Raw genomic sequence first — 23,490 nt, 5'->3', positions numbered from 1 at the left:
CGCACCCTTCGCAGATCGGCCCGGCTACCCGGTTCGGATTCACCACGTACACGTCCTGGCCCCCCACCTCCCCGCTGCGCGAGTGTCGGTCCCACGGCCGACCGGCCGTTCACGAGGAGGAGCCCGCATGACCGTCGACCACAAGGTCCGGGTGCACCGCAGCGAGGAGAACCTCGCCCGCACCGACCAGCTCGCCTGGAAGATCGCGGAGGTGGCCGCCGACCCGGTCGCCCCGCCCGCCGAGGTCGCCGACATGGTCGTGAACCGGCTCGTCGACAACGCCGGTGTGGCGACGGCGTCGCTGGACCGCGGCCCGGTCGTCGCCGCCCGGGCGCAGGCGCTGCGGCACGCGGCGGCCGCGGACCGTGCGGGCTCGGTCGTGTTCGGCACCCGGGAGCGGGTCTCGCCGGAGTGGGCGGCATGGGCGAACGGCGTCGCGGTGCGGGAGCTGGACTTCCACGACACGTTCCTGGCGGCCGACTACTCCCACCCCGGGGACAACATCCCGCCGCTGCTGGCCGTCGCCCAGCACACCGGTGCCGACGGCGCCGCGCTCACCCGGGCGATCGCGGTCGCCTACGAGGTGCAGGTCGCGCTCGTCACCGGGATCTGCCTGCACCAGCACAAGATCGACCACGTCGCCCACCTCGGCCCCTCGGTCGCCGCGGGCATCGGCGCGCTGCTCGACCTGCCGACCGAGGTCACCTACCAGGCCGTGCAGCAGGCCCTGCACACGACGACCGCCACCCGGCAGTCGCGCAAGGGCGAGATCTCGTCGTGGAAGGCGTTCGCCCCCGCCTTCGCGGGCAAGGTCGCCATCGAGGCCGTCGACCGGGCGATGCTCGGGGAGGGCGCGCCGTCGCCGATCTACGAGGGCGAGGACGGCGTGATCGCCTGGCTGCTCGACGGTCCGGACGCCGGCTACACGGTGCCGCTCCCGGCGCCGGGCGAGGCGCCGCAGGCGATCCTGCAGACCTACACCAAGGAGCACTCCGCCGAGTACCAGAGCCAGGCGCTGATCGACCTGGCCCGCCGGCTCGGCCCGCGGCTGCGCGAGGCCGGTGGCCCGGACGCGGTGCGCAGCATCGTCATCCACACCAGCCACCACACCCACTACGTGATCGGCTCCGGCTCCGGGGACCCGCAGAAGTACGACCCGCAGGCGTCCCGGGAGACCCTGGACCACTCGATCCCCTACATCGTCGCGGTCGCGCTGCTCGACGGCGGCTTCCACCACGAGCGCTCCTACCCGCCGCACCGTGCCGCCGACGGCGAGCTGGTCCGCCTGTGGCACGCGATCTCGACCGTCGAGGATCCGGAGTGGACCCGCCGCTACCACTCCCACGACCCCGCGGAGAAGGCGTTCGGCGGCCGGGTGGAGATCACCCTCACCGACGGGTCGACCCTGGTCGACGAGATCGCCGTCGCCGACGCGCACCCGCTCGGCGCCCGCCCGTTCGGCCGCGAGCAGTACGTCGGCAAGTTCCGCGACCTGGCCCGCGACACCGTCGACCGCGTCGAGCAGGACCGCTTCCTCGACCACGCCCTGCGGCTGCCCGAGCTGGACGCGGGCGAGCTGGGGGAGCTGACCGTCGTCCCGGTGTCGCTCGCGGGCGCCCCGGGCCGCGGGGTGTTCTGATGCTCGGCACGACCACCACCGCGCACGGGCGCCGGGTGGCGTTCCGCGAGGCGCTGGCGAGCGGGCGGCTGCTGCAGTTCCCCGGGGCGTTCAACGCGCTGTCGGCGATGCTCGTCGCCGACCAGGGCTTCGACGGCGCCTACGTCTCCGGTGCGGTGCTGTCGGCGGAGCTGGGGCTGCCCGACGTCGGGCTGACGACGGCCACCGAGGTCGCCGCCCGGGCCGCGACGATCGCCCGGCAGACCGACCTGCCGACCCTCGTCGACGCCGACACCGGCTGGGGCGGCCCGGCGTGCGTCGCGCGCACCGTGCAGTCCTTCGAGGACGCCGGCGTCTCCGGCCTGCACCTGGAGGACCAGGTCGACCCGAAGCGCTGCGGCCACCTCGCGGGCAAGGAGCTCGTGTCCACCGAGGACATGTGCACCCGGATCCGGGCCGCCGTGCGGGGCCGCCACGACGACGCCCTCGTGCTCTGCGCGCGCACCGACGCCCGCGCCGTCGAGGGGCTCGACGCCGCCGTCGCCCGTGCCCGGTCCTACGTGGACGCCGGCGCGGACATGGTGTTCGTCGAGGCGCTGACCTCGGAGAGCGAGTACGCGGCGTTCCGCGACGCGCTCGACGTCCCGCTGCTGGCGAACATGACCGAGTTCGGCAGGAGCCCGCTGCTCACGGCGGACACCCTGGCCCGGCTCGGGATGAACGTCGTGATCTACCCGGTGACCCTGCTGCGGCTGGCCATGGGCGCCGCCGAGGCCGGGCTCGCCGAGATCCGGCGCACCGGAACCCAGTCCGGCGTCGTCGACCGGATGCAGACCCGCGCACGCCTCTACGAGCTGCTCGGCTACGACGAGTACGCGGCCTTCGACGCCCGCCTCGCCGGATACCAGGAGGAGGACCCCGCATGACCGTCATCGACACCCCGCCCGAGGTCCGCAAGGGACTGGCCGGCGTCGTCGCCGACACCACGGCGATCTCGAAGGTCGACGCCGACACGAACTCGCTGCTCTACCGCGGCTACCCGGTGCAGGACCTCTGCGCGCACCGCGGCTTCCTCGACGTCGCCCACCTGCTGTGGCACGGCGAGCTGCCCGACCCGGCGGCGCTGGCCCGGCTGGAGGCGCAGGAGCGGGCACTGCGCCCGATCGACCGCAGCCTGCAGGCGCTGCTGCTGTCGACGCCCACCACCTGCCACCCGATGGACACCCTGCGCACCGCGGTGAGCTGGCTCGGCTCCGAGGACGCCCAGGAGGACGACCCGACCGCCGACGCGCAGAAGTCGCTGCGGCTGCTGGCCGCACTGCCGACCGTCGTCGCGATCGACCAGCGGCGCCGGCGCGGACTGGACCCGATCGCGCCCGACCCGGACCTGGGCTACGCGGCGAACTTCTTCCGGATGACCTTCGGGGAGGTCCCGGAACCGGAGGTCGTCCGGGCGTTCGAGGTCTCGATGATCCTCTACGCCGAGCACAGCTTCAACGCCTCCACGTTCACCGCGCGCGTGGTGACCTCGACGCTGTCGGACCTCTACAGCGCCGTCGTCGCCGGGATCGGTGCGCTCAAGGGGCCGTTGCACGGCGGCGCGAACGAGGCCGTGATGCACATGCTCGCCGGGATCGACGGCCCGGACGCCGCGCAGGCGTGGCTGGCCGACGCGCTCGCGCAGAAGAAGAAGATCATGGGCTTCGGGCACCGCGTCTACAAGCGCGGCGACTCGCGGGTGCCGACCCTGCAGGCGGCGCTGGAACAGGTCGTCGAGCTCCGCGGCGCCGGCACGCTGCTGGCCACCCACTCGGCGCTGGCCGCGGCGATGCTGCGGGAGAAGGGCCTGCACCCCAACCTCGACTATCCGGCGGGCCCGCTCTACCACCTGATGGGGTTCGACATCCCGATGTTCACGCCGCTGTTCGTGATGTCGCGGATCACCGGGTGGACCGCCCACATCTCCGAGCAGCTGGCCGCGAACTCGCTGATCCGCCCGCTCGCGGCGTACGAGGGCGCCGCCCGCCGCGAGGTGCCCGGCCCGGCCTGACCCGGTGCCGTCCCGCCACCGGCCGACCGCCGGTTCCCCGCACCCCGGCCCGCCCGTCGATCACGGGCGGGCCGGGGTGCCGTCGCCCGGAAGGTGCCCATGAGCCTCCACCCGACCGCCCCGACCGAGTACCCGGTGGACCCACCGGGGGTGCGACTGACCCGTGACGGCCCGTACGTCGCCGTCCTCACCCTGGACCATCCGCCCGCCAACGCGCTCTCCGCCCCGGTACGGGCGGCGGTCGGGCGCGCGCTCGACGCGGTGGAGGCCGACACCGCGGTCCGGGCGCTCGTCCTCACCGGGGTCGGCCACTTCAGTGCGGGCGGGCACCTCGGCGAGGAACGACGGGCCCGCGACGACGGCAGCTCCGCGGACTTCCTGGACGGGGTCCTGCGGCTCACCGACCGGATCGAGGAGCTGCGGGTCCCGGTGGTCGCCGCCGTCACCGGGGGAGCGGTCGGCGGTGGGCTCGAGCTCGCGCTGGCCTGCGACATCCGCGTCGCGGCCGACGACGCGTTCTTCGTCGCGGCGGGCGTGAACGTCGGGCTGATCATGAGCGTCTGGCGGCTGCCGCGGCTCATCGGTCTCGGACCGGCCCGGGAGATGCTGCTGACCGGGGAGCGCTGCGACGCGGCGACCGCGCTGCGGACCGGGCTGGTCGGCACGGTCGTCCCGGCGCGCGACCTGCTGCGGACCGCGTGCGGGCGCGCGCACCGGATCGCCACCCGGGCACCGCTGGCGGTCGAGGCGACCAAGGCCGCGGTCGGCCGTGCGCACGACCTCGACGCCGACGGCGCCCGCGCGCTGCAGGCCTCGCACTTCACCCGGCTGGCCGGGACCCGTGACCACCGCGACGCGGTGCGCGGTGTGCTGGACCGCAGGCCCGCGGTGTTCACCCGGCGCTGACCGGCCGGCCGGGCGCACTCAGGGGGAGAGCACGACCAGCGGGCAGTCCGCCGACGGATGGTCCAGCACCGTCGCGGTGACGCCGTACACCGCGGAGATCCGCTCGGGTGTCAGCACCTCGGCGGGGGTCCCCGTCGCCACGGCCCGCCCGGCGTCGAGCAGGCACAGCCGGTCGCAGTAGCGCGCGGCCAGGTTCAGGTCGTGCAGCGCCACCAGGGTGGGCAGGCCCAGCTCGCGGACGAGCTCCAGCAGCGCCAGCTGGTGGCGGACGTCGAGGTGGTTGGTCGGCTCGTCCATGACCAGCAGCGCGGGCCGCCCGACCAGCGCCCGCGCGACCAGGGTGCGTTGCCGCTCGCCGCCGGACAGGGTGGCGAACCGGCGCCCGGCCAGGGTGGTGAGGTCGAGCAGCTCCAGGGCGGAGCCGACCAGGGCGTGGTCGACGGGGTCGTCCGCGGCGAGCGGGCGCTTGTGCGGCGAGCGCCCCATCGCGACGACCTCGCGCACGGTGAGCGGGAAGTCCGACGGCATGTCCTGCAGGACCACCCCGACCCGCTGCGCCACCCACCGGGCCGGGCGGCTCCGGACGTCGGAGCCGTCGACCAGCACCGAGCCGGACGCCGGGACCCCGACCCGGTAGACGGTGCGCAGCAGCGAGGACTTGCCGCTGCCGTTCGGGCCGAGCAGCCCGACGACCTCGCCGGCCCCGACCGACAGCGAGACCCCGTCGACGAGGGTCGCCCGCCCGGCGACGACGTGCACGTCGCGGATCTCCAGCGGGGTCACCGGGCGTCCTGCCTGCGGCCGTCGCGGCGCAGCAGCCACACGAAGAACGGTCCGCCGACCAGCGCGGTCACGATGCCGACCGGCAGCTCCTCGGGGATGACGACGGTCCGGGCGACGAGGTCGGCGAGCACGGTGAACAGCGCGCCGACCAGCACCGCGACCGGCAGGCCCCGCCGGTGCCCGGAACCGACCAGGAACCGCACGACGTGCGGCAGCATGAGGCCCACGAACCCGATCACCCCGCTGACCGCGACGGTCACCCCCACCAGGACCGCGACGACGACGAACATCGCCTGCCGGAACCGGTGCACGTCGAGCCCCAGCGCACCGGCGCTCTCGTCGCCGGCCAGCAGCAGGTCCAGGTCGCGGGAGCGCGACACCAGCACCGTCACCCCGGCGGCGAGCACGACGGCCGGGACGACCAGCACCTCCCAGCGGGCGGCGCCGAACCCGCCGAGGGTCCAGAACAGGACCTGGGAGGCCAGCGTCGGGCTCGGCGCGGTGAGCACCAGCAGGCTGGTCAGCGCGGACAGCACCGACCCGACCGCGACCCCGCCGAGGATCAGCCGCAGCACGGTGATCCGCCCGGCCGAGCGGGCGACCGCCAGCACGACGGCGAGCGTGAGCAGCGCCCCGGCGAAGGCGGCCACGTTGAGGGTGAGCGCCCCCGCACCGAGCAGCCCGAACCGCATGACGACGACGGCGCCGGTCGCCGCGCCCGACGACACCCCGATCACGCCCGGGCCGGCCAGCGGGTTGCGCACCACGGCCTGCAGGACCATCCCGGCCACGGTCAGCGCCGCGCCGACCAGCCCGGCGAGCAGCACCCGGGGCAGCCGGGTGTCGGCGATGATCAGGTCCTCGGCCCGGGACCAGTCCGGGTCGGGCACCAGGGCGGTGCCACCGAGCCGGTGGGCCAGGATCCGCCAGGTCTGCGACCACGGCACCGACACCGAGCCCGTCGTCAGGGCCAGGCCTGCGGCGAGGACCAGCAGCACGCCGAGGACGGCCACCGCCGCCGTCGTCGACACACGGCCGTGCCCGGCGGTGCCGCGTGGTGCCGGCCCGGTCGCGGGGAGCGGACCGTCCGGGCGCAGTGCCGCGACGAGCTGCTCCCGCCGGGTCACCGGAACCGGTCGGGGTGCAGCTCGCGGGCCAGCCGTTCGACGGCGTCGACCGACCGCGGGCCGGGCTGGGCCTCCGACAGCGGGACGGTGGGGAAGGGGCGCGTCAGCGCGGGCAGCCCGGCGACCGCGGGGGTCGCCCGCAGCGTAGCGATCTTCGACTCGACGCTCGGGTCCAGGTAGTCGTAGATCAGGACGACGTCGGGGGCGCGCCGCGCGACCTGCTCCCACGACACCTCGCCCCAGCGCTGGTCGAGGTCGGCGAACACGTTGCGGCCGCCGGCGCGCTCGATCATGTCGGTGAGCAGGGCCCGCCCGCCCGCGGTGCGCGGGGCGTCGGTGCCGCTGTTGTAGACGAACACGTCGACCGGCTCGACCGTCCCCAGCCGCTCGGCGACGGCGTCGAGCCGCGTGCGCAGGGCGTCGACGCTCTGCCCGGCCCGCTCCGGCACCCCGAAGATCGCCCCGATGCGGGTCATCTCCCCGAACAGGTCCTCGAACCCGGAGCGTCCCTCGCGGCAGGACTCGGGGTTGAGGTGGGTGTCGATCCCCAGCTCCGCGAGCCGGGCGCGGGTGTGTCCGTTCGACTCGGAGAAGCCGTCCGGGTAGCCGGAGTAGACGAAGTCGGGCTCGGCCGCGAGCAGCTGCTCCAGCGACGGCTGACCCGGCGCGAGCACCGGGACGGAGGCGTACGCCTGCGCGTAGCGCTCGCCGATCGGCCGGTTCTTCAGGTACGCGGTGCCGACCATCGACCGCTCCACGCCCAGCTCGAGCAGCAGCTCGGTGGCGTTCGAGGTCAGGGTGACCGCGCGGGTGGGCGGCGCCTGGTAGGTCGTGGTGACGCCGCAGTTGTCGTCGACGACCGGGAACCCGGCGGCCGGGGCGCCCGCGGTGGGGGCGTCGGTGACCGCGGCGCCGCAGCCGGTCAGCAGGAGGGCGGTGAGCGCGGCGGTCGCGGCGCGGAGTCGGGGGCGGAACACCGGACCAATGTATGAAAACCTGCTCAGATGTCCACAGTGTCTGGTGTGAGATGGGGCGTACTCACCCACGGCGCGGGCCCCCGCGACGCCGCGTCCGAGCTGGACGACACCGTCCGGCTCGCGGTGCTCGCCGAGGAGCTCGGGTTCTCCTCGTTCTGGGTCGCCCAGCACGATCTCGGCGCCCAGCAGGGCCACGTGTCCTCGCCGCTGGTCGTCCTCGCCGCGGTCGCGGCCCGTACCGCGCGCATCCGGCTGGGCACGGCCGTCGTCGTCGCGCCGCTGGAGCACCCGCTACGGCTCGCCGAGGACGCGGCCACGGTGGACGTGCTCAGCGGTGGCCGGCTGGAGCTCGGGCTGGGTGCCGGGTCGGACCCGGGGGTGTCGGAGGCGTTCGGGGCCGACCCGGCGCAGCGGCACGCCCGGCTCGACGAGGCCCTCGACGCGCTGACCGGTGCCGTCACGCCGGCGGCCCCGGGGCTGCGGGACCGGGTGTGGCTGGCGACGTCGTCGGCGGGTGGGGTCGACACGGCGGTCCGGCACGGCCTGGGGCTGCTGCCCGGTCGCCGTTCCGGGCCCGCGGGCCCCGACGACCACCGCTCGGCCCGGCTGCTCGGGCGGTTCCGCGCGGCCGGGGGAGCCCGGGTGGGACTGTCGCGGCCGGTGCTGCCCGGCGCGTCCCGTGCGGCCGTCCACGCCCTGCTCGCCCCGCACGTCGCCCGGCGCGGGCACGATCCGTCGGCCTGGTTCGCCGCCGGGAACGTCCACGCCGGGACCGGCCCCGAGGTCCTCGCCGCGCTCGCCGCCGACCCGTGCCTGCCCCACGCCACCGAGCTGCTCTGCCACGTCCAGCCCGCCCGCCTGACCCTCGACGAGCTGCGCCCCGTCCTGCGGGGGCTGGCGGCGGTGGCGGCCCGGGCCGCTCAGCCGCCGGTCGACACCGGATAGGGCACGAAGGTGCTGCGGTCCTCCAGGATCTGGGTCGCGTGGTCGAGCCGCGGGAAGGCCCGCTGGGGGCAGCGGGTCCGGCTGCAGACCCGGCACCCCGCGCCGATCGGGGTGGCCGCCGCGGGGTTGTCGAGGTCGAGCCCGTCGGAGTAGACGAGCCGGTGGGCATGGCGCAGCTCGCAGCCCAACGCGATCGCGAACGTCTTGCCCGGCCGCCCCCAGCGGCGCTGCGAGCCGGTGACGGTGCGCGCGACCCAGAGGTAGCGGGCGTCGTCGGGCATGGCCGCGACCTGCACGTCGATCTCGCCGGGGGAGGCGAAGGCGCGGTAGACGTTCCACAGCGGACACGTCCCGCCGCCGCGGGAGAAGTGGAAGCCGGTCGCGGACTGGCGCTTGGACATGTTCCCCGCCCGGTCCACCCGCACGAACGAGAACGGGACCCCGGGCTCCGACGGGCGCTGCAGCGTCGACAGCCGGTGCGCGATCGTCTCGAAGCCTTGTCCGAAGTGGTCGGACAGGCGCTCGATGTCGTAGCGGAAGGTCTCCGCCGTCGTGCGGAACTCGCCGTAGGGCAGGGTCAGGGCGGCGGCGAAGTACCGGGCCAGGCCGATCCGGGTGAGCGTGTGGGTGTCGGCGTCGACGGGCTCCTGCGCGGCGAGGGCCTCGATCGTGTCGTCGTGTTCCAGCAGGGCGAGCTGGGTCGCCATCCGGAACGCCTGCTGCCCGGCGCGCAGCGTGGGCGAGAGCCGCAGCACCCGGTCGACGGGGTCGTAGCGGTGCAGCTCGCCGGCGCCGCCGCGGTCGTCCTCCAGCCCGGCGATGCCGACGCCGTGCACGCTGCGCAGCCGTTCCGCCAGCGCGCGCCGCACCTCGCCGCGCCGGACCCCGATCCCGGTGGCCAGGGTCTCGGCGGCGTCGTCGAGCTCGGCGACGTGGTTGCGGCGCCGGTAGAAGTAGTCGCGCACCTGCTCGTGCGGGGACGCCGACCGGACCCGGTCGCTGCCGTCGCGCGGGCCGTCGGCCGCCGCGGCCAGGTGCTCGTCGGCGCGCCGCCAGCGCCGGTAGAGCTCCAGCACCGCGTCGGCGGCCGAGGGCAGCTCCGCGGCCAGCCGTTCGATCTGGCCCACCGGGACCGACCCGGCGGCCGAGGTGGTCTCGGCGAACACCTCGTGCAGCTCGGCGACGAGACGCTCGGGCCGCCGGGCCGCGAAGAACGCCGCGTCGACGCCGAACACCTCGGTGATCCGTAGCAGGACCGGCACCGTCAGCGGGCGCGAGCCGTGCTCGATCTGGTTGAGGTAGCTGGGCGAGATCTCCAGGGTGCGGGCCAGCTGGGCCTGGCTCATCGAGCGGGTCTCGCGCAGCGCGCGCAACCGGGTCCCCGGGATGCCTGAGGTCGCCATGCTGCGGACTGTAGCCGAGGACACCCTTCGCAACCTTCGCAGAATCCGGCCGGAAGATGCGCAGGAGTTGGCAGGTCGCCACCGTCGCCGGACCCCGGTCCCGGCTCCGATGCTGGTCGCACCCCGTTCGAGAGATCGCCACACCCTCCGGTCACCACCGGCCGGGCCGTGAGCGCGGACACGGACGAGACCTTCGCAGAGGAGCACGACATGACCGGGACCCATCGCCAGGAGCGGATCGACGAGCTGGAGCGGCAGTGGGCGCAGGACCCGCGCTGGGCCGGGACCACCCGCGGGCACTCCGCACAGGAGGTGGTGGCGCTGGCCGGCAGCGTCCGCGAGGAGCACACCCTGGCCCGTCTGGGCTCCGAGCGGCTGTGGCGGCTGCTGCACGAGCGCGACTACGTGCACGCACTCGGCGCGCTGACCGGCAACCAGGCGGTGCAGAGCGTGCGCGCCGGGTTGGAGGCGATCTACCTGTCCGGCTGGCAGGTGGCGGCCGACGCCAACCTGGCCGGGCAGACCTACCCCGACCAGAGCCTCTACCCGGCGAACTCGGTGCCGTCGGTGGTGCGCCGGATCAACAACGCGCTGCTGCGGGCCGACCAGATCAGCACCCTGGAGGGCCGTGCCGCCGCCGACGGCGGGGACGACCCGCACTGGCTGGTGCCGATCGTCGCCGACGCCGAGGCGGGCTTCGGCGGTCCGCTCAACGCCTTCGAGCTGATGCGGGCCATGATCGCCGCCGGGGCGGCGGGCGTGCACTGGGAGGACCAGCTCGCGTCGGAGAAGAAGTGCGGGCACCTGGGCGGGAAGGTGCTGGTCCCGACCTCGCAGCACGTCCGCACGCTGAACGCGGCGCGGCTCGCAGCCGACATCGCCGACGTGCCGTCGGTGATCGTCGCCCGGACCGACGCCCAGGCCGCCAACCTGATCACCTCCGACGTCGATGAGCGTGACCGGCCCTACCTCACCGGCGAGCGCACCGCGGAGGGCTTCCACCGGGTCACCGGCGGCATCGAGCCCTGCATCACCCGCGGTCTGGCCTACGCGCCGTACTCCGACCTGCTGTGGATGGAGACCTCGGTGCCGGACCTGGAGCTGGCGCGCAAGTACGCCGAGGCGATCAAGGGCCAGTTCCCGGACCAGCTGCTCGCCTACAACTGCTCGCCGTCGTTCAACTGGCGCAAGCACCTCGACGACGACACGATCGCCCGCTTCCAGCGTGAGCTGGGCGCGATGGGCTACGCGTTCCAGTTCATCACCCTCGCCGGCTTCCACGCGCTCAACCACTCGATGTTCGACCTGGCCAAGGGCTACGCCGCGAACGGCATGACCTCCTACGTGGCGCTGCAGGAGCGTGAGTTCGCCGCCGAGGCCGACGGCTACACCGCGATCAAGCACCAGCGCGAGGTCGGCACCGGCTGGTTCGACGCGGTCTCCACCGCGGTCAACCCGGAGTCGTCGACGACGGCGCTGGCCGGGTCCACCGAGTCCGAGCAGTTCCACGGCTGAACGGGTGCGCTGATGCTGCAGACCGACGTCCCCCCGGTCCGCAGGCGGACCGGGCTGCGCGCGGCGCTCGGCCGTGCCCGGCCGGGGGCGCGACCGCTGCGCTTCCAGACCGTCACCACCACCGCGGCCGCGCGTCAGGTCGCCGCACTCGGCCTCGACGGCGTCCACGTGACGGCGGCGACCGCGGGCATGGAGGAGCCGGTCGCGCTGACCGCGCGGATCGTGCGGGCCACCCCGCTGCCGGTCCTCGTGGACCTGGGCGGTGACGGCGACGCCGACGACGTCGCCCGGTTCGAGTCCGCCGGCGCGTCCGGTGTGCACCTCGACGACACCGATCCCGCCGACCACGCGGCCGACGACGTCGCGGCCCGGGTCCGCGCCGCCGTGCGGGTCCGCCACGACCCGGACCTCCTGATCGGGGTCCGCACCACCGCCGGCGCCGCCGGCGGCCTGATCGAGACCATCGACCGTGCCCGCGCCTGTGTCGGCGCCGGTGCGGACGTGATCGTCGTCGAGGCGCCCGTGTCGCGGACCGCGTACACGGTCCTGCGCGAGGCCCTCGCCGTCCCGCTGCTCGTGACCGCGACCACGGTCACCGGCGGCGACCCGACCCCCGTCCTGCTGCCCACCGTCACGCAGCTCGCCGCCCTCGGCATGGACGTCGTGATCCACCCCGTCACCGGCCCGCGGGCCCCGGCCGCCACCGACCGTGGCCGCCGGGACCCGCGCGACGCAGGAACACCACGAGGTCCCGCCGGCGCGCTCCCGCCCGGAGCCCACGGCGGCGACCGCACCCGGGACCGCGCCGCGGCTCCCGCCGGAGGAGGACACCGATGACCGAGAACCCGAGGGACACCCACGTCCGGCGCGGCCTGGTGGGGGTCGTCGCCGACACGACGTCGATCTCCGACGTCGACCCCTGCCGCAACGTGCTGCTCTACCGCGGCTACCCGGCGCCCGGGCTGACCGAGCGCCACACCTTCCTCGACGTGGCGCACCTGCTGTGGACCGGCGAGCTGCCGGACGCGGCGGAGCTCGCCGCGCTGGAGCGTCGCGAACGGTCGCTGCGGGCGCTGGACCCCGCGTGCGAGGCGATGCTGCTGTCGCTGCCGACCGACTGCCACCCGATGGACGTGCTGCGCACCGCCGTGAGCCGGATCGGCGCCGCCGACCCCGCGACGGCGGACCGCTCCACCGACGCGAGTGCGGACAAGGCCGTGGAGCTGCTCGCGGTGCTGCCGACGGTCGTCGCGCTGGACCAGCGGCGTCGCCGCGGCCTGGACCCCATCCCACCGGACCCCGGCCTCGGCCACGCCGAGAACGTGTTCCACATGACCTTCGGGGAGGTCCCCGAACCGGAGGTCGTGCGGGCGTTCGAGATCGCCATGATCCTCTACGCCGACCACGGCTTCAGCGCCTCCACCTTCGCCGCCCGGACCGTCACCTCCACCCGGTCGGACCTCTACAGCGCGGTCGTCGCCGCGCTCGGAGCGCTCAAGGGCGAGCTGCACGGCGGGGCGAACGAGGCCGTGATGACCCAGTTCGCCGAGATCGGCGACCCCGACCACGTCGACGACTGGCTGGCCGCCCGGCTCGAGGCCGGCGAGCGGGTGATGGGCTTCGGGCACCGGGTCTACAAGCGCGGCGACTCGCGGGTGCCCGCGCTGCACGCGCAGATGCGACGGGTCGCGGAGATGCGCGGCGGCCGGGACCTGATGGCGCACTACGAGGTCCTCGCCGGCGCGATGCTCCGCGAGAAGGGGCTGCGCCCCAACCTCGACTACGCCGCGGGTCCGCTGTTCCACCTCATGGGGTTCGACACCCCGCTGTTCACCGCGCTGTTCGCGATGTCGCGGATCAGCGGCTGGACCGCGCACGTGATCGAACAGGCCGCACACAACGTCCTGATCCGTCCCGTCGCGCAGTACGACGGGAAGTCCCGGCGGGAGGTGGACGCCATTCGATGACACCCTGAATACGCGTCAGAGAACCGGACGGGTCCGATGCCCCGTCCGGTTCTCGGCATGCCCGGAATTCGACGAAGAATGGTGTTCCGGAACACATCCACGCAGGCAGTGGACATAGATGGACGTCCGACTTTATGGTCGTGGGGCCAAGGCGGACGCTGTCGCGGACGCCGTTCCGGCTCCTTTCCCATCTCGTCGAACGGGGCACGCCCATGTCCGAGGTCATCGACCATTTCGTTTCCGGAAAACCGTGGACGGGTGCGTCCGCGCGATTCTCCGACGTCTTCGACCCCAACCACGGAACCGTCCGCAGCCGGGTCCGGCTCGCCGGCGCGGGCGACGTCGACGACGTCGTGCGCACCGCGGTGGCCGCGCAGCGGGAGTGGGCGGCGTGGAACCCCCAGCGCCGGGCGCGGGTCCTGCTCCGCTTCCTGGCGCTGGCGAACGCCCACGCCGACGAGCTGGCCGCGCTCCTGTCCTCCGAGCACGGCAAGACGCTCCCCGACGCCCGCGGCGACCTGCAGCGCGGGCTCGAGGTCGTCGAGTTCGCCGCCGGGGCCCCGCACCTGCTCAAGGGGGAGTACTCCACCGACGCCGGACCGGGCATCGACGTCTACTCGATGCGCCAGCCGCTCGGCGTGGTCGCGGCGATCACGCCGTTCAACTTCCCCGCCATGATCCCGCTGTGGAAGGCGGCACCCGCGCTGGCCTGCGGCAACGCGGTGATCCTCAAGCCGTCCGAGCGCGACCCGTCGGTGCCGGTCCGGATCGCCGAGCTCTTCGCCGAGGCCGGGCTTCCCCCGGGCGTGCTCAACGTCGTGCACGGTGACCGCGAGGCCGTCGACGCCCTACTGGTGCACCCCGACGTCGCCGCCGTCGGGTTCGTCGGATCCACCCCGATCGCCCGGCACGTGTACGCGACCGCCACCGCGCACGGCAAGCGCGCGCAGTGCTTCGGCGGGGCGAAGAACCACCTCGTCGTGCTGCCCGACGCCGACCTCGACCAGGCCGCCGACGCCCTGTCCGGCGCCGCGTTCGGCTCGGCCGGACAGCGCTGCATGGCGATCTCGGTGGCGGTCCCGGTGGGGGAGGAGACCGCCGACCGGCTCGTCGCCAAGCTCGCCGAACGCGCCCGTGGCCTGGTCCTGGGCCGCTCGGACTCCGAGACCGCGGACCTCGGGCCGCTGGTCGGGGCCGACGCGGTCGAGCGGGTCACCGGCGCGATCGACGCGGGCGTCGACGAGGGCGCGGAGCTCGTCGTCGACGGGCGCGGGGTGCCCGCACCGGAGGGCGCCGAGGGCGGCTGGTTCGTCGGCGGGACGCTGTTCGACCGGGTCACCACCGACATGGGCCTCTACCGCGACGAGATCTTCGGCCCGGTGCTGTCGGTGGTCCGGGCCGCCGACTACGCCGAGGCGCTGCGGATCGCGAACTCCCACGAGTACGGCAACGGCGTCGCGATCTTCACCCGCGACGGCGACGCCGCCCGCGACTTCGCGGCGAAGGTGGAGACCGGCATGGTCGGCGTCAACGTGCCGATCCCGGTCCCGATCGCCTACCACACCTTCGGTGGCTGGAAGGCCTCCGGATTCGGCGACCTCAACCAGCACGGCCCGGACGCGTTCCGCTTCTACACCCGCACCAAGACCGTCACCTCGCGCTGGCCCTCCGGGATCAAGGACGGCGCCTCCTTCGTGATCCCGACGATGTCGTGACCGCCCGGTACGCCGAGACCGCCGAGCTGACCGACCTCCAGCGGGACCTCGTCGCCACGGCCGAGACCTTCGCCGCCGAGCGCCTCGCGCCGCACGCGGTGGCGTGGGACCGCGACAAGCACTTCCCGGTCGACGTGCTCCGCGAGGCCGCGAAGCTGGGCATGGCCGCGCTGTACGTCGCGGAGGACCACGGCGGGACGGGACTGTCCCGGCTGGACGCCGCGCTGGTGTTCGAGGCGCTGGCCACCGGCTGCCCGTCGCTGGCCGGGTACCTGTCGATCCACAACATGGTCACCGGCATGGTCGACCGGCACGGCACCGCCGCCCAGCGCGAGCGGTACCTGCCCGCGCTGTGCGCGATGGACGAGCTCGCCTCCTACTGCCTCACCGAACCCGACGCCGGCTCCGACGCCGCGGCCCTGCGCACCACCGCCGTCCGCGACGGCGACGACTGGGTCCTCGACGGCGTCAAGCAGTTCATCTCCGGTGCGGGCACCTCCGACCGCTACCTGGTGTTCGCCCGCACCGGCGGGCCCGGCGCCGCCGGCATCAGCGCGTTCCTCGTCGCCCGCGACCTGCTCGCGTTCGGCCCGGACGAGCCCAAGATGGGGTGGAACGCCCAGCCCACCCGGCAGGTCGTGCTGCGCGGGGTGCGGGTGTCCGACGACGACCGGCTCGGGGCCGAGGGCGAGGGCTTCCGGATCGCGATGGGCGGGCTCGACGGCGGCCGGCTCAACATCGGCGCCTGCTCGCTCGGCGGGGCCCGCGCCGCGCTGGACCGGGCCGTCGCCCACCTCACCGACCGCACCGCGTTCGGGGCCCCGCTCGCGTGGCGCCAGGGGCTGCGGTTCCGGGTCGCCGACGCCCACACCGAGCTCACCGCGGCCCGGCTGCTGCTGCACCGCGCGGCCCGGGCCCTCGACGCGGACGAACCCGGGGCGACCCGGCTCTGCGCCATGGCCAAGCGGCTGGCCACCGACACCGGCCACGACGTCGCCGACACCGCCCTGCAGCTGCACGGCGGCTACGGCTACCTCGCCGAGTACGGCATCGAGAAGATCGTGCGGGATCTGCGCGTGCACCGGATCCTCGAAGGCACCAACGAGGTGATGCGCGTGATCGTCTCCCGCGGACTGATGGGAGCGGACCAGTGACCACCTGCGGCGACGTGCGCCTCACCCGCACCGGCCGGATCGGGCACATCGAGCTCGACCGGCCCCGGGCGATCAACGCCCTGACCCACGACATGGTCCGCGCGATCGCCGCGGCCCTCGACGACTGGGAGCACGACGACGGGATCGGCGCCGTGCTGCTGACCGGCGCGGGCGAGCGCGGCCTGTGCGCGGGCGGCGACATCCGCGCCATCCACGACGACGCGCGGGCCGGCGGCACCGCGACCCGGGACTTCTGGCGCGACGAGTACCGGCTGAACGCCCGGATCGCCCGCTACCCCCGGCCGTTCGTGGCGGTCATGGACGGGCTCGTCATGGGCGGCGGGGTCGGGGTCTCGGCCCACGCGAGCCACCGGATCGTCACCGAACGCACGCAGATCGCCATGCCCGAGACCGGGATCGGGTTCGTCCCGGACGTCGGGGGCACCTGGCTGCTCGGCCGTGCCTCCGGTGAGCTCGGTACGCACGCCGCGCTGACCGGGTGCCGGCTCGGCCCGGGCGACGCCCTGGCCATGGGCCTGGCCGACTGGTACCTGCCGACCGACACCGTCCCGGCACTGCTCGCCGCGCTCGGCGACGTCCGGGTGACCGGCGCCGCGTTCGACGAGCACCTCGGGCACCTGCTCCAGCACCTCGCCGCCCCCGAGCCCGAGGCCGGGCTCGGCGCGTCGCGCTGGTGGATCGACCGCTGCTACGCCGACGGCACCGCCGAGCAGATCGTCGCCCGGCTCTCGGCGTCCGGCGTGCCCGACGCCGAGGACACCGCCAAGACGATCGGGCAGCGCTCGCCGTCGTGCGTGAAGGTCGCGCTGGAGTCGGTCCGCCGGGCGCGCCGGCTCCCGTCGCTGGAGCACGCGCTCGACCAGGAGTTCCGGGTGTCGCTGCGCTGCCTCACCGAACCGGACATGGTCGAGGGGATCCGCGCGCAGGTCGTCGACAAGGACCGCAACCCGCGCTGGAACCCACCGGTGCTCGAACAGGTCGACGACACCCTGGTGGACGGCTTCTTCGCGCCGCTCACCGACACCGACGAGCTGGGACTGGGGGAGGACCGATGAGCCGGATCGCCGTCGTCGGACTGGGGAACATGGGCGGCCCGATGGCCGCCAACCTGGTCGCCGCCGGGCACGAGGTCACCGGGTACGACCCGGCCCCGGCGGCCCGCGACACCGCGGCCGCCGCCGGGGTGACGGTGCGCCCCACCGGCCCCGACGCCGTCCGCGACGCCGAGGTGGTGATCACCATGCTGCCCACCGGCGAGCACGTGCTGGCCGTCCACGACGAGCTGCTCCCGGCCGCACCGGACGGCGCGCTGTTCGTGGACTGCTCGACCATCGACGTCGCCTCCGCCCGGGCGGCCCACGCGCGGGCCGCCGCGACCGGGCACCCGTCGGTCGACGCCCCCGTCTCCGGCGGCGTCGTGGGTGCGGAGGCCGGGACGCTCACCTTCATGGTGGGCGGCGAGCAGGCCGCCGTCGACGCGGCGGGGCCGGTCCTCGCCGTGCTCGGGAAGCGCACCGTCCACTGCGGAGGGCCGAGCGCGGGCCAGGTCGCGAAGATGTGCAACAACATGGTGCTCGGCGCGTCGATGGTGGTGGTCGCCGAGGCGTTCGTGCTGGCCGAGCGCCTCGGGCTGGAACCGCAGGCCCTCTACGACGTCCTGTCCACCTCGTCCGGCCGGTGCTGGGCGGTCGACACCAACTGCCCAGTGCCCGGTCCGGTGCCCACCAGCCCGGCCAACCGGGACTTCACCGGCGGGTTCGCCGCCCAGCTCATGCTCAAGGACCTGCGGCTCGCCGACGCCGCGGCCGCCGAGGCCGGCGTCGACACCGCGGTCGGCAGGCGCGCCACCGAGCGCTACGCCGAGTTCACCGCGCGCGACCCGCGCACCCAGGACTTCTCGGCGATCATCACCGACATCCGGAGGGACCAGTCGTGACCGGGTACACCACCATCGTCGTCAGCACCCCGGCCGAGGGGGTCGGGCTGGTCCGGCTGGACCGGCCGAAGGCGCTCAACGCGCTGAACCAGGAGCTCATGCACGAGGTGATCACCGCCGTGCGGGCCTTCGACGCCGACCCGGCCGTCGGTGCGGTGGTGATCACCGGCTCGGACCGGGCGTTCGCCGCCGGGGCCGACATCGCCGAGATGGCCGGGCTGTCGCACGCCGAGGTCGTCGCGACCGACCTGTTCGCCGGCTGGGACGGCCTGACCGGGCTGCGCACCCCGCTCGTCGCGGCCGTCGCCGGGCACGCGCTCGGCGGTGGGTGCGAGCTCGCGATGCTGTGCGACGTGCTGGTCGCCGCCGACACCGCCCGGTTCGGGCAGCCCGAGATCCGGCTCGGGGTCATCCCCGGGATCGGCGGCTCGCAACGGCTCACCCGCGCGGTGGGCCGGGCGAAGGCGATGGACCTGTGCCTCACCGGGCGCACCATGGACGCCGCGGAGGCCGAGCGGTCCGGCCTGGTCAGCCGGGTGGTCCCGGCGGACACCCTGCTCGACGAGGCCCTCGCCGTCGCGTCCACGATCGCGGGGATGTCGCGGACGGCCACCGCCGCGGCGAAGGAGGCCGTGGCCGTCGCGCTGGAGACCTCGCTGGCCGAGGGGCTGCGGTTCGAGCGCCGGACCTTCCACGCGCTGTTCGCCACGCCGGACCGGGCGGAGGGGATGGCGGCCTTCCTGGAGAAGCGGCCCGCGGTGTTCAGCCGTCCGGAGCGCCCGGGGGCAGCGCCGGATCGGCCTTGAGCGCGACCCCGGACAGCTTCAGCCGCCGGGCCTCGCTCATCAGCAGGGCGAGCGTGGTCGCGGCGGCGGCGTAGCCGGTGCCGTGCGGCGGGCGGACGTTGGAGATGCAGTTGCGCTCGGAGTCGCGGCGGCCCCGGTGGGCGTCGTAGGTGAAGTACAGCCCGAGCGAGTCGACCGAGCTCATCCCCGGCCGCTCCCCGACGAGCACGACGACGTGCCGCGCCCCGACCGCGGTCGCGATCTCGTCGCCGAGCGCGACCCGGGCCTGGGTGGCGACGACGACCGGCGCCACCCGCCACCCGTCGAGCCGGTCGAGGATCTCGGCCAGCATCCCGGGGGCGTGCTCGGCGACCGCGCGGGGCGAGAGCCCGTCGGCGACGACGAGCACCACGTCGTGCTCCCCGCGCGGCAGGTCGGTGCCGTCGGCGAGGCGGCGGCCCAGGTCGGGCCGGGTCAGGTACTCGGTGCGGTCGGCCGGGGCCCCGGCGGCGCGCAGCGTGTCCACCCCGAGCGCGGCGATCCGGTCGGCGAGCGCGTCGACGTCGAGCGGGGTGTGCACGGCGTCGCGGGCCGCGGCGTGCGCCGCCCGCAGCTCCAGCAGCCGCGCGGTCGGCAGCGCGTCCCCGGCCCGGCCGAGCGCGACCCGCGCCCGGGTGGAGGCCCGCAGCAGCTCCAGCGGGTCGGACCCGCTCACCGCACACCTGCCGTGAGCGCCCGGACCGCGGACGGCGCGAGCTCCTTGAGTCGCCCGTCCGGCGCCAGCATGTCCATCGTGGACAGCCACGTCCCGAACTCGGGCGCCGGGCGCAGACCCAGCACCTGCCGGGCGTAGAGCGCGTCGTGGAAGGACAGCGACTGGTAGTGCAGCATCACGTCGTCGCCGCCGGGCACGCAGATGACGAACGAGCAGCCCGCCGCGCCGAGCAGCGTGAGCAGGGCGTCGGTGTCGTCGGCGTCGGCCTCGGCGTGGTTGGTGTAGCAGACGTCGACACCCATCGGGACACCCAGCAGCTTCCCGCACAGGTGGTCCTCCAGCCCGGCGCGGGTGATCTGCTTGCCGTCGTAGAGGTACTCCGGCCCGATGAACCCGACGACGGTGTTGACCAGCAGCGGGTCGAATGCGCGGGCCACGGCGTAGGCCCGCGCCTCCAGCGTCTGCTGGTCGACGCCGTGGTGGGCGTCGGCCGACAGCGCGGAGCCCTGCCCGGTCTCGAAGTACATGCAGTTCGTGCCGACGGTGCCCCGGCCCAGCGACAGCGCCGCGTCGTGCGCCTCGCGCAGCATCGCCAGGGTCACCCCGAACCCGGTGTTCGCCGCCTCGGTGCCGGCGACGGACTGGAACACCAGGTCCACCGGGGCGCCGCGCTCCATGATCTCGATGGAGGTCGTGACGTGGGCGAGCACGCAGGACTGGGTGGGGATGTCGTAGCGGGTGCGCACCTCGTCGATCAGGTGCAGCAGGTCGGTGGTGCGCTGCGGCGAGTCGGTCGCCGGGTTGATGCCGATGACGGCGTCGCCGCAGCCGAGCAGCAGCCCGTCGACGATGGACGCGGTCACCCCGGCCGGGTCGTCGGTGGGGTGGTTGGGCTGCAGCCGGGTCGCCATCGTGCCGGGCAGCCCGACCGTCGAGCGGAACGCGGTGACGACCGGGGTGCGCCGCGCGACGGCGATCAGGTCCTGCAGCCGCATCAGCTTGGCCGTCGCCGCGACCATCTCCGGGGTCAGGCCGGGCGCGAGCGCGGTGGTGTCGGTGGACGGGTCCAGCAGGTGCTCGCGGAACCCGCCGACGGTCATCGACGCGACCGGGGCGAACGCCGCGCGGTCGTGCGAGTCGACGATCAGCCGGGTCACCTCGTCGTCGTCGTAGGGGACGACCTGCTCCTCCAGGAACGTCGCGAGCGGCAGGTCGGCGAGCACCGTCTGGGCGGCCACGCGCTCGGACTCCGAGCGGGCGGCGACACCGGCCAGCACGTCCCCGGAGCGTTCCGGGGTGGCCGCGGCCAGCAGCGCCCGCAGGTCCGCGAACTCGTGGGTGTGCCCCCCGACGGAGGCCCTGCGGGTCGTCACGTGAGCTCGGCCTCCGCCTGTGCCAGCGCCGCGAACTCCTCGTCGGGGGCCGCGGCGACCAGGTGGTGTCGGGAGTAGAGCGCGAAGTACAGCATGAACAGGGCGAAGGCGCCGAGGGTCGCGCCCGCCGCGACCGGGTCGACGAGGAACGTCGCGATGACCGCGAGCACGGCGACGACCAGCGCGAACCCGGTCGTGACAACGCCGCCGGGGGTCCGGTAGGGCCGCGGCATCTCCGGCGCGGTCCGGCGCAGCACGATGTGGCTGACCATCATCAGCACGTAGGACAGGGCCGCGCCGAACACCGCCATGTTGAGCAGCACCGCGCCCTGCCCGGTGAGCGAGAGCAGGAAGCCGATCGCGCCGGGGACGATCAGGGCGAGCGTGGGGGCCTTGCGGCCGTTGGTCACCGACAGCACCCGCGGCAGGTACCCGGCGCGTGACAGCGCGAAGGTCTGGCGGGAGTAGGCGTAGATGATCGAGAAGAAGCTCGCGACGAGCCCGGCAAGCCCGACGTAGTTGACCACGACCCCCGCGGTCGACCCGCCGAGCGCCTCGACCAGCGGGTTGCCCGACTCCGACAGCGCCTGCGCGCCGAGCGCGCCGGTCGCGAGCACCAGCACCAGCGCCCCGGTGACGAGCAGGACCAGCATCGCGGCGACGATCCCGCGGGGCACGTTCCGCTCGGGGTCGCGTGCCTCCTCCGCAGCCAGCGGGACGCCCTCCAGCGCGAGGAAGAACCAGATCGCGAACGGCACCGCCGCCCAGATCCCCAGGTAGCCGAACGGCAGAAACGGCGACGCTCCGGCGGCCGCGGTCGGCGCGATGTCGACGAGGTTCGCGGTGTCGAACAGCGGCACCGCGGCGACGGCGAACACCACCAGTCCCAGCACGGCGACCGTGGTGATCACGAACATGACCTTGAGCGCCTCGCCGACACCGGCGATGTGGATGCCGATGAACAGCAGGTAGGCGGCGAGGTAGACCCACCACCCGTCGGTGATCCCGAACAGGCCCAGCGACTCGACGTAGGCGCCGATGAAGGTGGCGATCGCCGCGGGGGCGATGGCGTACTCGATGAGGATCGCGGTGCCGGTGGCGAACCCGCCCCACGGGCCCAGCGCGCGGCGGGCGAAGGTGTAGCCGCCGCCCGCGGCGGGCAGCGCCGAGGACAGCTCGGCCATGCCCAGCACCATCGCGAAGTACATGCCCGCGATGACGACGCCGGCGATCAGCAGCCCGCCGAACCCGCCCTGGGCGAGGCCGAAGTTCCAGCCCGAGTAGTCGCCGGAGATGACGTAGCTGACGCCGAGCCCGGCGAGCAGGACCCAGCCCGCCGCCCCGGTCCGCAGCCGGCGTCGCTCCAGGTAGGCCGACGGGTCCTGGGCCATGTCGTCCTCCTGGGCGCGTCCGCACCGGCGGGGACCGCCGGGTGTGGGGACAAGCTAGGGAGTACGGGCCGGACCGGGGTAGGGCCGCGCGGGGTAACCGTGTGAAGAGTGTGTGTCCGCCGCGGGGTGCGGGGCGGTGCGGCAGTGGCGCCCGCACCGCCCCGCACCGGGGTGCTCAGTCCGCGAGCTTGCTGATCGCCTGCGCCCAGAGGAAGAACTTGTTGGTGCCCAGGTCACGGACGGTCGTGATGTTGAACGCCTCCTTGAGGAGCTTCGCGTCGCCCTCGGAGACGCCCTTGAGCGCGTCCACGGGGGCGTCGGCCAGCTCGGCCACGCTCTTGTCCTCGTACGCCTTGTCGACCTTGCCGGCGATGTCGCCCACGGTGGTCCCTTCTCACTGCGGCCCCACGGCCGCGTCGGACGGTTGGCGGGATTCACCCTGGCAGCGATCGGTGCACGGTGGAACGATCGCCACCGGCGTCTCGGCGAACGGGTCGGGTGGTCCGACGAACGTGACGGCCGCTCAGTGCTCCAGCGCCGCGTCCACCATCCCGAGCAGGTCCGCCTCCAGCCGGGCCCGCGCCGGCGGGGCCAGGTCCGCCGCCCACAGTGGGCGGCCGCCGATCCCGTCGGCGGCGGCGAGGACCAGCGTGCGCGTCGCCTCCGGCACCCCGTCCGCGGCGAGCGCGGCCTGCCAGCGCTCGTCGTCGACCCGGGCCAGGTCGAGGACCTCCGGCACCGCCAGCAGCTGCGCGATCAGCGTGAACCGCTCCAGCGCCTCGCCCTCGTCGACCGGGGCCAGGCTCGCCCGCACGTAGGCGCGCACGAGCCGGCCCGGTGTCCCCTCGGGGCGGTCGAGGTGGGCGTGGACGGCGTCGCGGAAGGTGTCGAGCTCCACCTGCGCCAGCGCGACGAGCAGCGCGGTCTTGCTGGGGAAGTGGTAGACGAGCCCGCCCTTGGAGACCCCCGCCTCGCGCGCGACGAGGTCGAGGGTCGCACCGACGCCGCCGCGGCGGATGGCGGAGCCCGCGGCGTCGAGCACCAGCCTGCGGGTGTCCTCGGGGGACCGTCCGGACGTGCGACCCATCGGTCCATCCTCCCGTCCCGGG

22 protein-coding genes are annotated in these 23,490 nt (G+C 74.6%); 13 read left to right on the top strand and 9 right to left on the bottom strand.

What is annotated here, in order from left to right:
• The first annotated feature begins 127 nt into the window (after positions 1 to 127).
• From DMP17_RS38860 to DMP17_RS38845, 4 genes are all read left to right on the top strand, one after another.
• Positions 128 to 1,639: an MmgE/PrpD family protein gene (locus DMP17_RS38860; protein WP_226366537.1), complete on the top strand. Its 1,512-nt coding sequence runs from the start codon at positions 128 to 130 to the stop codon at positions 1,637 to 1,639.
• Positions 1,639 to 2,544, top strand: a complete 906-nt coding sequence (prpB, locus tag DMP17_RS38855) for a methylisocitrate lyase (RefSeq protein ID WP_337832127.1) — start codon at positions 1,639 to 1,641, stop codon at positions 2,542 to 2,544. Before DMP17_RS38860 ends, prpB begins: the two co-directional genes overlap by 1 nt.
• Complete coding sequence (locus DMP17_RS38850; RefSeq protein WP_226350418.1) at positions 2,541 to 3,668, top strand: bifunctional 2-methylcitrate synthase/citrate synthase; 1,128 nt, start codon at positions 2,541 to 2,543, stop codon at positions 3,666 to 3,668. Before prpB ends, DMP17_RS38850 begins: the two co-directional genes overlap by 4 nt.
• Before the next feature lie 99 nt (positions 3,669 to 3,767).
• Positions 3,768 to 4,574 (top strand): enoyl-CoA hydratase/isomerase family protein, encoded by an 807-nt coding sequence (locus tag DMP17_RS38845; RefSeq protein WP_337832126.1) that lies wholly within the window; start codon positions 3,768 to 3,770, stop codon positions 4,572 to 4,574.
• 18 nt (positions 4,575 to 4,592) lie between these two features.
• Here DMP17_RS38845 and DMP17_RS38840 read toward each other — a convergent pair whose 3' ends face one another.
• Genes DMP17_RS38840 through DMP17_RS38830 form a run of 3 tightly spaced genes read right to left on the bottom strand, consistent with a single transcriptional unit; the run spans position 4,593 to position 7,461 of the window.
• Complete coding sequence (locus DMP17_RS38840) at positions 4,593 to 5,357, bottom strand: ABC transporter ATP-binding protein (RefSeq protein WP_226350420.1); 765 nt, start codon at positions 5,355 to 5,357, stop codon at positions 4,593 to 4,595.
• The gene (locus DMP17_RS38835; protein WP_337832125.1) at positions 5,354 to 6,484 is read right to left on the bottom strand and encodes a FecCD family ABC transporter permease; all 1,131 of its coding nucleotides are present in this window, start codon (positions 6,482 to 6,484) and stop codon (positions 5,354 to 5,356) included. Before DMP17_RS38835 ends, DMP17_RS38840 begins: the two co-directional genes overlap by 4 nt.
• Positions 6,481 to 7,461, bottom strand: a complete 981-nt coding sequence (locus DMP17_RS38830; protein WP_337832124.1) for an ABC transporter substrate-binding protein — start codon at positions 7,459 to 7,461, stop codon at positions 6,481 to 6,483. Before DMP17_RS38830 ends, DMP17_RS38835 begins: the two co-directional genes overlap by 4 nt.
• A gap of 45 nt (positions 7,462 to 7,506) precedes the next feature.
• On the opposite strand from DMP17_RS38830, the gene DMP17_RS38825 reads away from it, so the two are divergent.
• Complete coding sequence (locus tag DMP17_RS38825; RefSeq protein WP_337832123.1) at positions 7,507 to 8,406, top strand: LLM class flavin-dependent oxidoreductase; 900 nt, start codon at positions 7,507 to 7,509, stop codon at positions 8,404 to 8,406.
• Here DMP17_RS38825 and DMP17_RS38820 read toward each other — a convergent pair.
• On the bottom strand, positions 8,382 to 9,809 hold the full coding sequence (locus DMP17_RS38820) for a short-chain fatty acyl-CoA regulator family protein (RefSeq protein WP_337832122.1): 1,428 nt from the start codon (positions 9,807 to 9,809) through the stop codon (positions 8,382 to 8,384). The genes DMP17_RS38825 and DMP17_RS38820 overlap by 25 nt on opposite strands.
• A gap of 210 nt (positions 9,810 to 10,019) precedes the next feature.
• On the opposite strand from DMP17_RS38820, the gene aceA reads away from it, so the two are divergent.
• From aceA to DMP17_RS38780, 8 genes are all read left to right on the top strand, one after another.
• Positions 10,020 to 11,324, top strand: a complete 1,305-nt coding sequence (gene aceA, locus DMP17_RS38815) for an isocitrate lyase (RefSeq protein ID WP_337832121.1) — start codon at positions 10,020 to 10,022, stop codon at positions 11,322 to 11,324.
• Between the two features lie 12 nt (positions 11,325 to 11,336).
• Complete coding sequence (locus tag DMP17_RS38810; protein ID WP_226366532.1) at positions 11,337 to 12,161, top strand: isocitrate lyase/phosphoenolpyruvate mutase family protein; 825 nt, start codon at positions 11,337 to 11,339, stop codon at positions 12,159 to 12,161.
• The gene (locus DMP17_RS38805) at positions 12,158 to 13,291 is read left to right on the top strand and encodes a bifunctional 2-methylcitrate synthase/citrate synthase (protein ID WP_226366531.1); all 1,134 of its coding nucleotides are present in this window, start codon (positions 12,158 to 12,160) and stop codon (positions 13,289 to 13,291) included. The genes DMP17_RS38810 and DMP17_RS38805 overlap by 4 nt, the downstream gene beginning before the upstream one ends.
• 212 nt (positions 13,292 to 13,503) lie before the next feature.
• A complete protein-coding gene (locus DMP17_RS38800) occupies positions 13,504 to 15,006 on the top strand; it encodes a CoA-acylating methylmalonate-semialdehyde dehydrogenase (RefSeq protein ID WP_226366530.1) in 1,503 nt (500 codons plus the stop codon).
• The gene (locus DMP17_RS38795) at positions 15,003 to 16,160 is read left to right on the top strand and encodes an acyl-CoA dehydrogenase family protein (protein ID WP_337832120.1); all 1,158 of its coding nucleotides are present in this window, start codon (positions 15,003 to 15,005) and stop codon (positions 16,158 to 16,160) included. Before DMP17_RS38800 ends, DMP17_RS38795 begins: the two co-directional genes overlap by 4 nt.
• The gene (locus DMP17_RS38790; protein ID WP_337832119.1) at positions 16,157 to 17,236 is read left to right on the top strand and encodes an enoyl-CoA hydratase/isomerase family protein; all 1,080 of its coding nucleotides are present in this window, start codon (positions 16,157 to 16,159) and stop codon (positions 17,234 to 17,236) included. The genes DMP17_RS38795 and DMP17_RS38790 overlap by 4 nt, the downstream gene beginning before the upstream one ends.
• Positions 17,233 to 18,117: a 3-hydroxyisobutyrate dehydrogenase gene (gene mmsB, locus DMP17_RS38785; protein WP_337832118.1), complete on the top strand. Its 885-nt coding sequence runs from the start codon at positions 17,233 to 17,235 to the stop codon at positions 18,115 to 18,117. The genes DMP17_RS38790 and mmsB overlap by 4 nt, the downstream gene beginning before the upstream one ends.
• Positions 18,114 to 18,923 carry an enoyl-CoA hydratase gene (locus tag DMP17_RS38780; protein WP_337832117.1) on the top strand — a complete coding sequence of 270 codons (810 nt, stop codon included), beginning with the start codon at positions 18,114 to 18,116 and terminating at the stop codon, positions 18,921 to 18,923. Before mmsB ends, DMP17_RS38780 begins: the two co-directional genes overlap by 4 nt.
• Here the strand turns inward: DMP17_RS38780 and eutC are convergent.
• The 5 genes from eutC to DMP17_RS38755 form a co-directional block, all read right to left on the bottom strand.
• Complete coding sequence (gene eutC, locus DMP17_RS38775) at positions 18,880 to 19,617, bottom strand: ethanolamine ammonia-lyase subunit EutC (RefSeq protein ID WP_226366526.1); 738 nt, start codon at positions 19,615 to 19,617, stop codon at positions 18,880 to 18,882. The two genes, DMP17_RS38780 and eutC, sit on opposite strands and share 44 nt — an antisense overlap.
• Positions 19,614 to 20,990: an ethanolamine ammonia-lyase subunit EutB gene (locus DMP17_RS38770; RefSeq protein WP_226350433.1), complete on the bottom strand. Its 1,377-nt coding sequence runs from the start codon at positions 20,988 to 20,990 to the stop codon at positions 19,614 to 19,616. Before DMP17_RS38770 ends, eutC begins: the two co-directional genes overlap by 4 nt.
• The gene (gene eat, locus DMP17_RS38765) at positions 20,987 to 22,381 is read right to left on the bottom strand and encodes an ethanolamine permease (protein WP_337832116.1); all 1,395 of its coding nucleotides are present in this window, start codon (positions 22,379 to 22,381) and stop codon (positions 20,987 to 20,989) included. The genes DMP17_RS38770 and eat overlap by 4 nt, the downstream gene beginning before the upstream one ends.
• 175 nt (positions 22,382 to 22,556) lie before the next feature.
• Positions 22,557 to 22,763, bottom strand: coding sequence for a hypothetical protein (locus DMP17_RS38760; RefSeq protein WP_226350435.1), 207 nt, complete (start codon positions 22,761 to 22,763; stop codon positions 22,557 to 22,559).
• A gap of 141 nt (positions 22,764 to 22,904) precedes the next feature.
• A complete protein-coding gene (locus tag DMP17_RS38755) occupies positions 22,905 to 23,468 on the bottom strand; it encodes a TetR/AcrR family transcriptional regulator (RefSeq protein WP_226366524.1) in 564 nt (187 codons plus the stop codon).
• Positions 23,469 to 23,490 lie beyond the last annotated feature (22 nt).

The organism is Pseudonocardia sp. TMWB2A (assembly GCF_017312135.1).
Note: the sequence above shows the minus strand (reverse complement) of the source record. Positions and strands in the feature narration are given on the sequence as shown.

Bases quoted from the DNA above. Each gene is read 5' to 3' on its own strand.
- DMP17_RS38860 (WP_226366537.1), top strand. From the start codon at position 128: ATGACCGTCGACCACAAGGTCCGGGTGCACCGCAGCGAGGAGAACCTC.
- prpB (WP_337832127.1), top strand. From the start codon at position 1,639: ATGCTCGGCACGACCACCACCGCGCACGGGCGCCGGGTGGCGTTCCGC.
- DMP17_RS38850 (WP_226350418.1), top strand. From the start codon at position 2,541: ATGACCGTCATCGACACCCCGCCCGAGGTCCGCAAGGGACTGGCCGGC.
- DMP17_RS38845 (WP_337832126.1), top strand. From the start codon at position 3,768: ATGAGCCTCCACCCGACCGCCCCGACCGAGTACCCGGTGGACCCACCG.
- DMP17_RS38820 (WP_337832122.1), bottom strand. From the start codon at position 9,809: ATGGCGACCTCAGGCATCCCGGGGACCCGGTTGCGCGCGCTGCGCGAG.
- aceA (WP_337832121.1), top strand. From the start codon at position 10,020: ATGACCGGGACCCATCGCCAGGAGCGGATCGACGAGCTGGAGCGGCAG.
- DMP17_RS38810 (WP_226366532.1), top strand. From the start codon at position 11,337: ATGCTGCAGACCGACGTCCCCCCGGTCCGCAGGCGGACCGGGCTGCGC.
- DMP17_RS38805 (WP_226366531.1), top strand. From the start codon at position 12,158: ATGACCGAGAACCCGAGGGACACCCACGTCCGGCGCGGCCTGGTGGGG.
- DMP17_RS38800 (WP_226366530.1), top strand. From the start codon at position 13,504: ATGTCCGAGGTCATCGACCATTTCGTTTCCGGAAAACCGTGGACGGGT.
- mmsB (WP_337832118.1), top strand. From the start codon at position 17,233: ATGAGCCGGATCGCCGTCGTCGGACTGGGGAACATGGGCGGCCCGATG.
- eat (WP_337832116.1), bottom strand. From the start codon at position 22,381: ATGGCCCAGGACCCGTCGGCCTACCTGGAGCGACGCCGGCTGCGGACC.
- DMP17_RS38755 (WP_226366524.1), bottom strand. From the start codon at position 23,468: ATGGGTCGCACGTCCGGACGGTCCCCCGAGGACACCCGCAGGCTGGTG.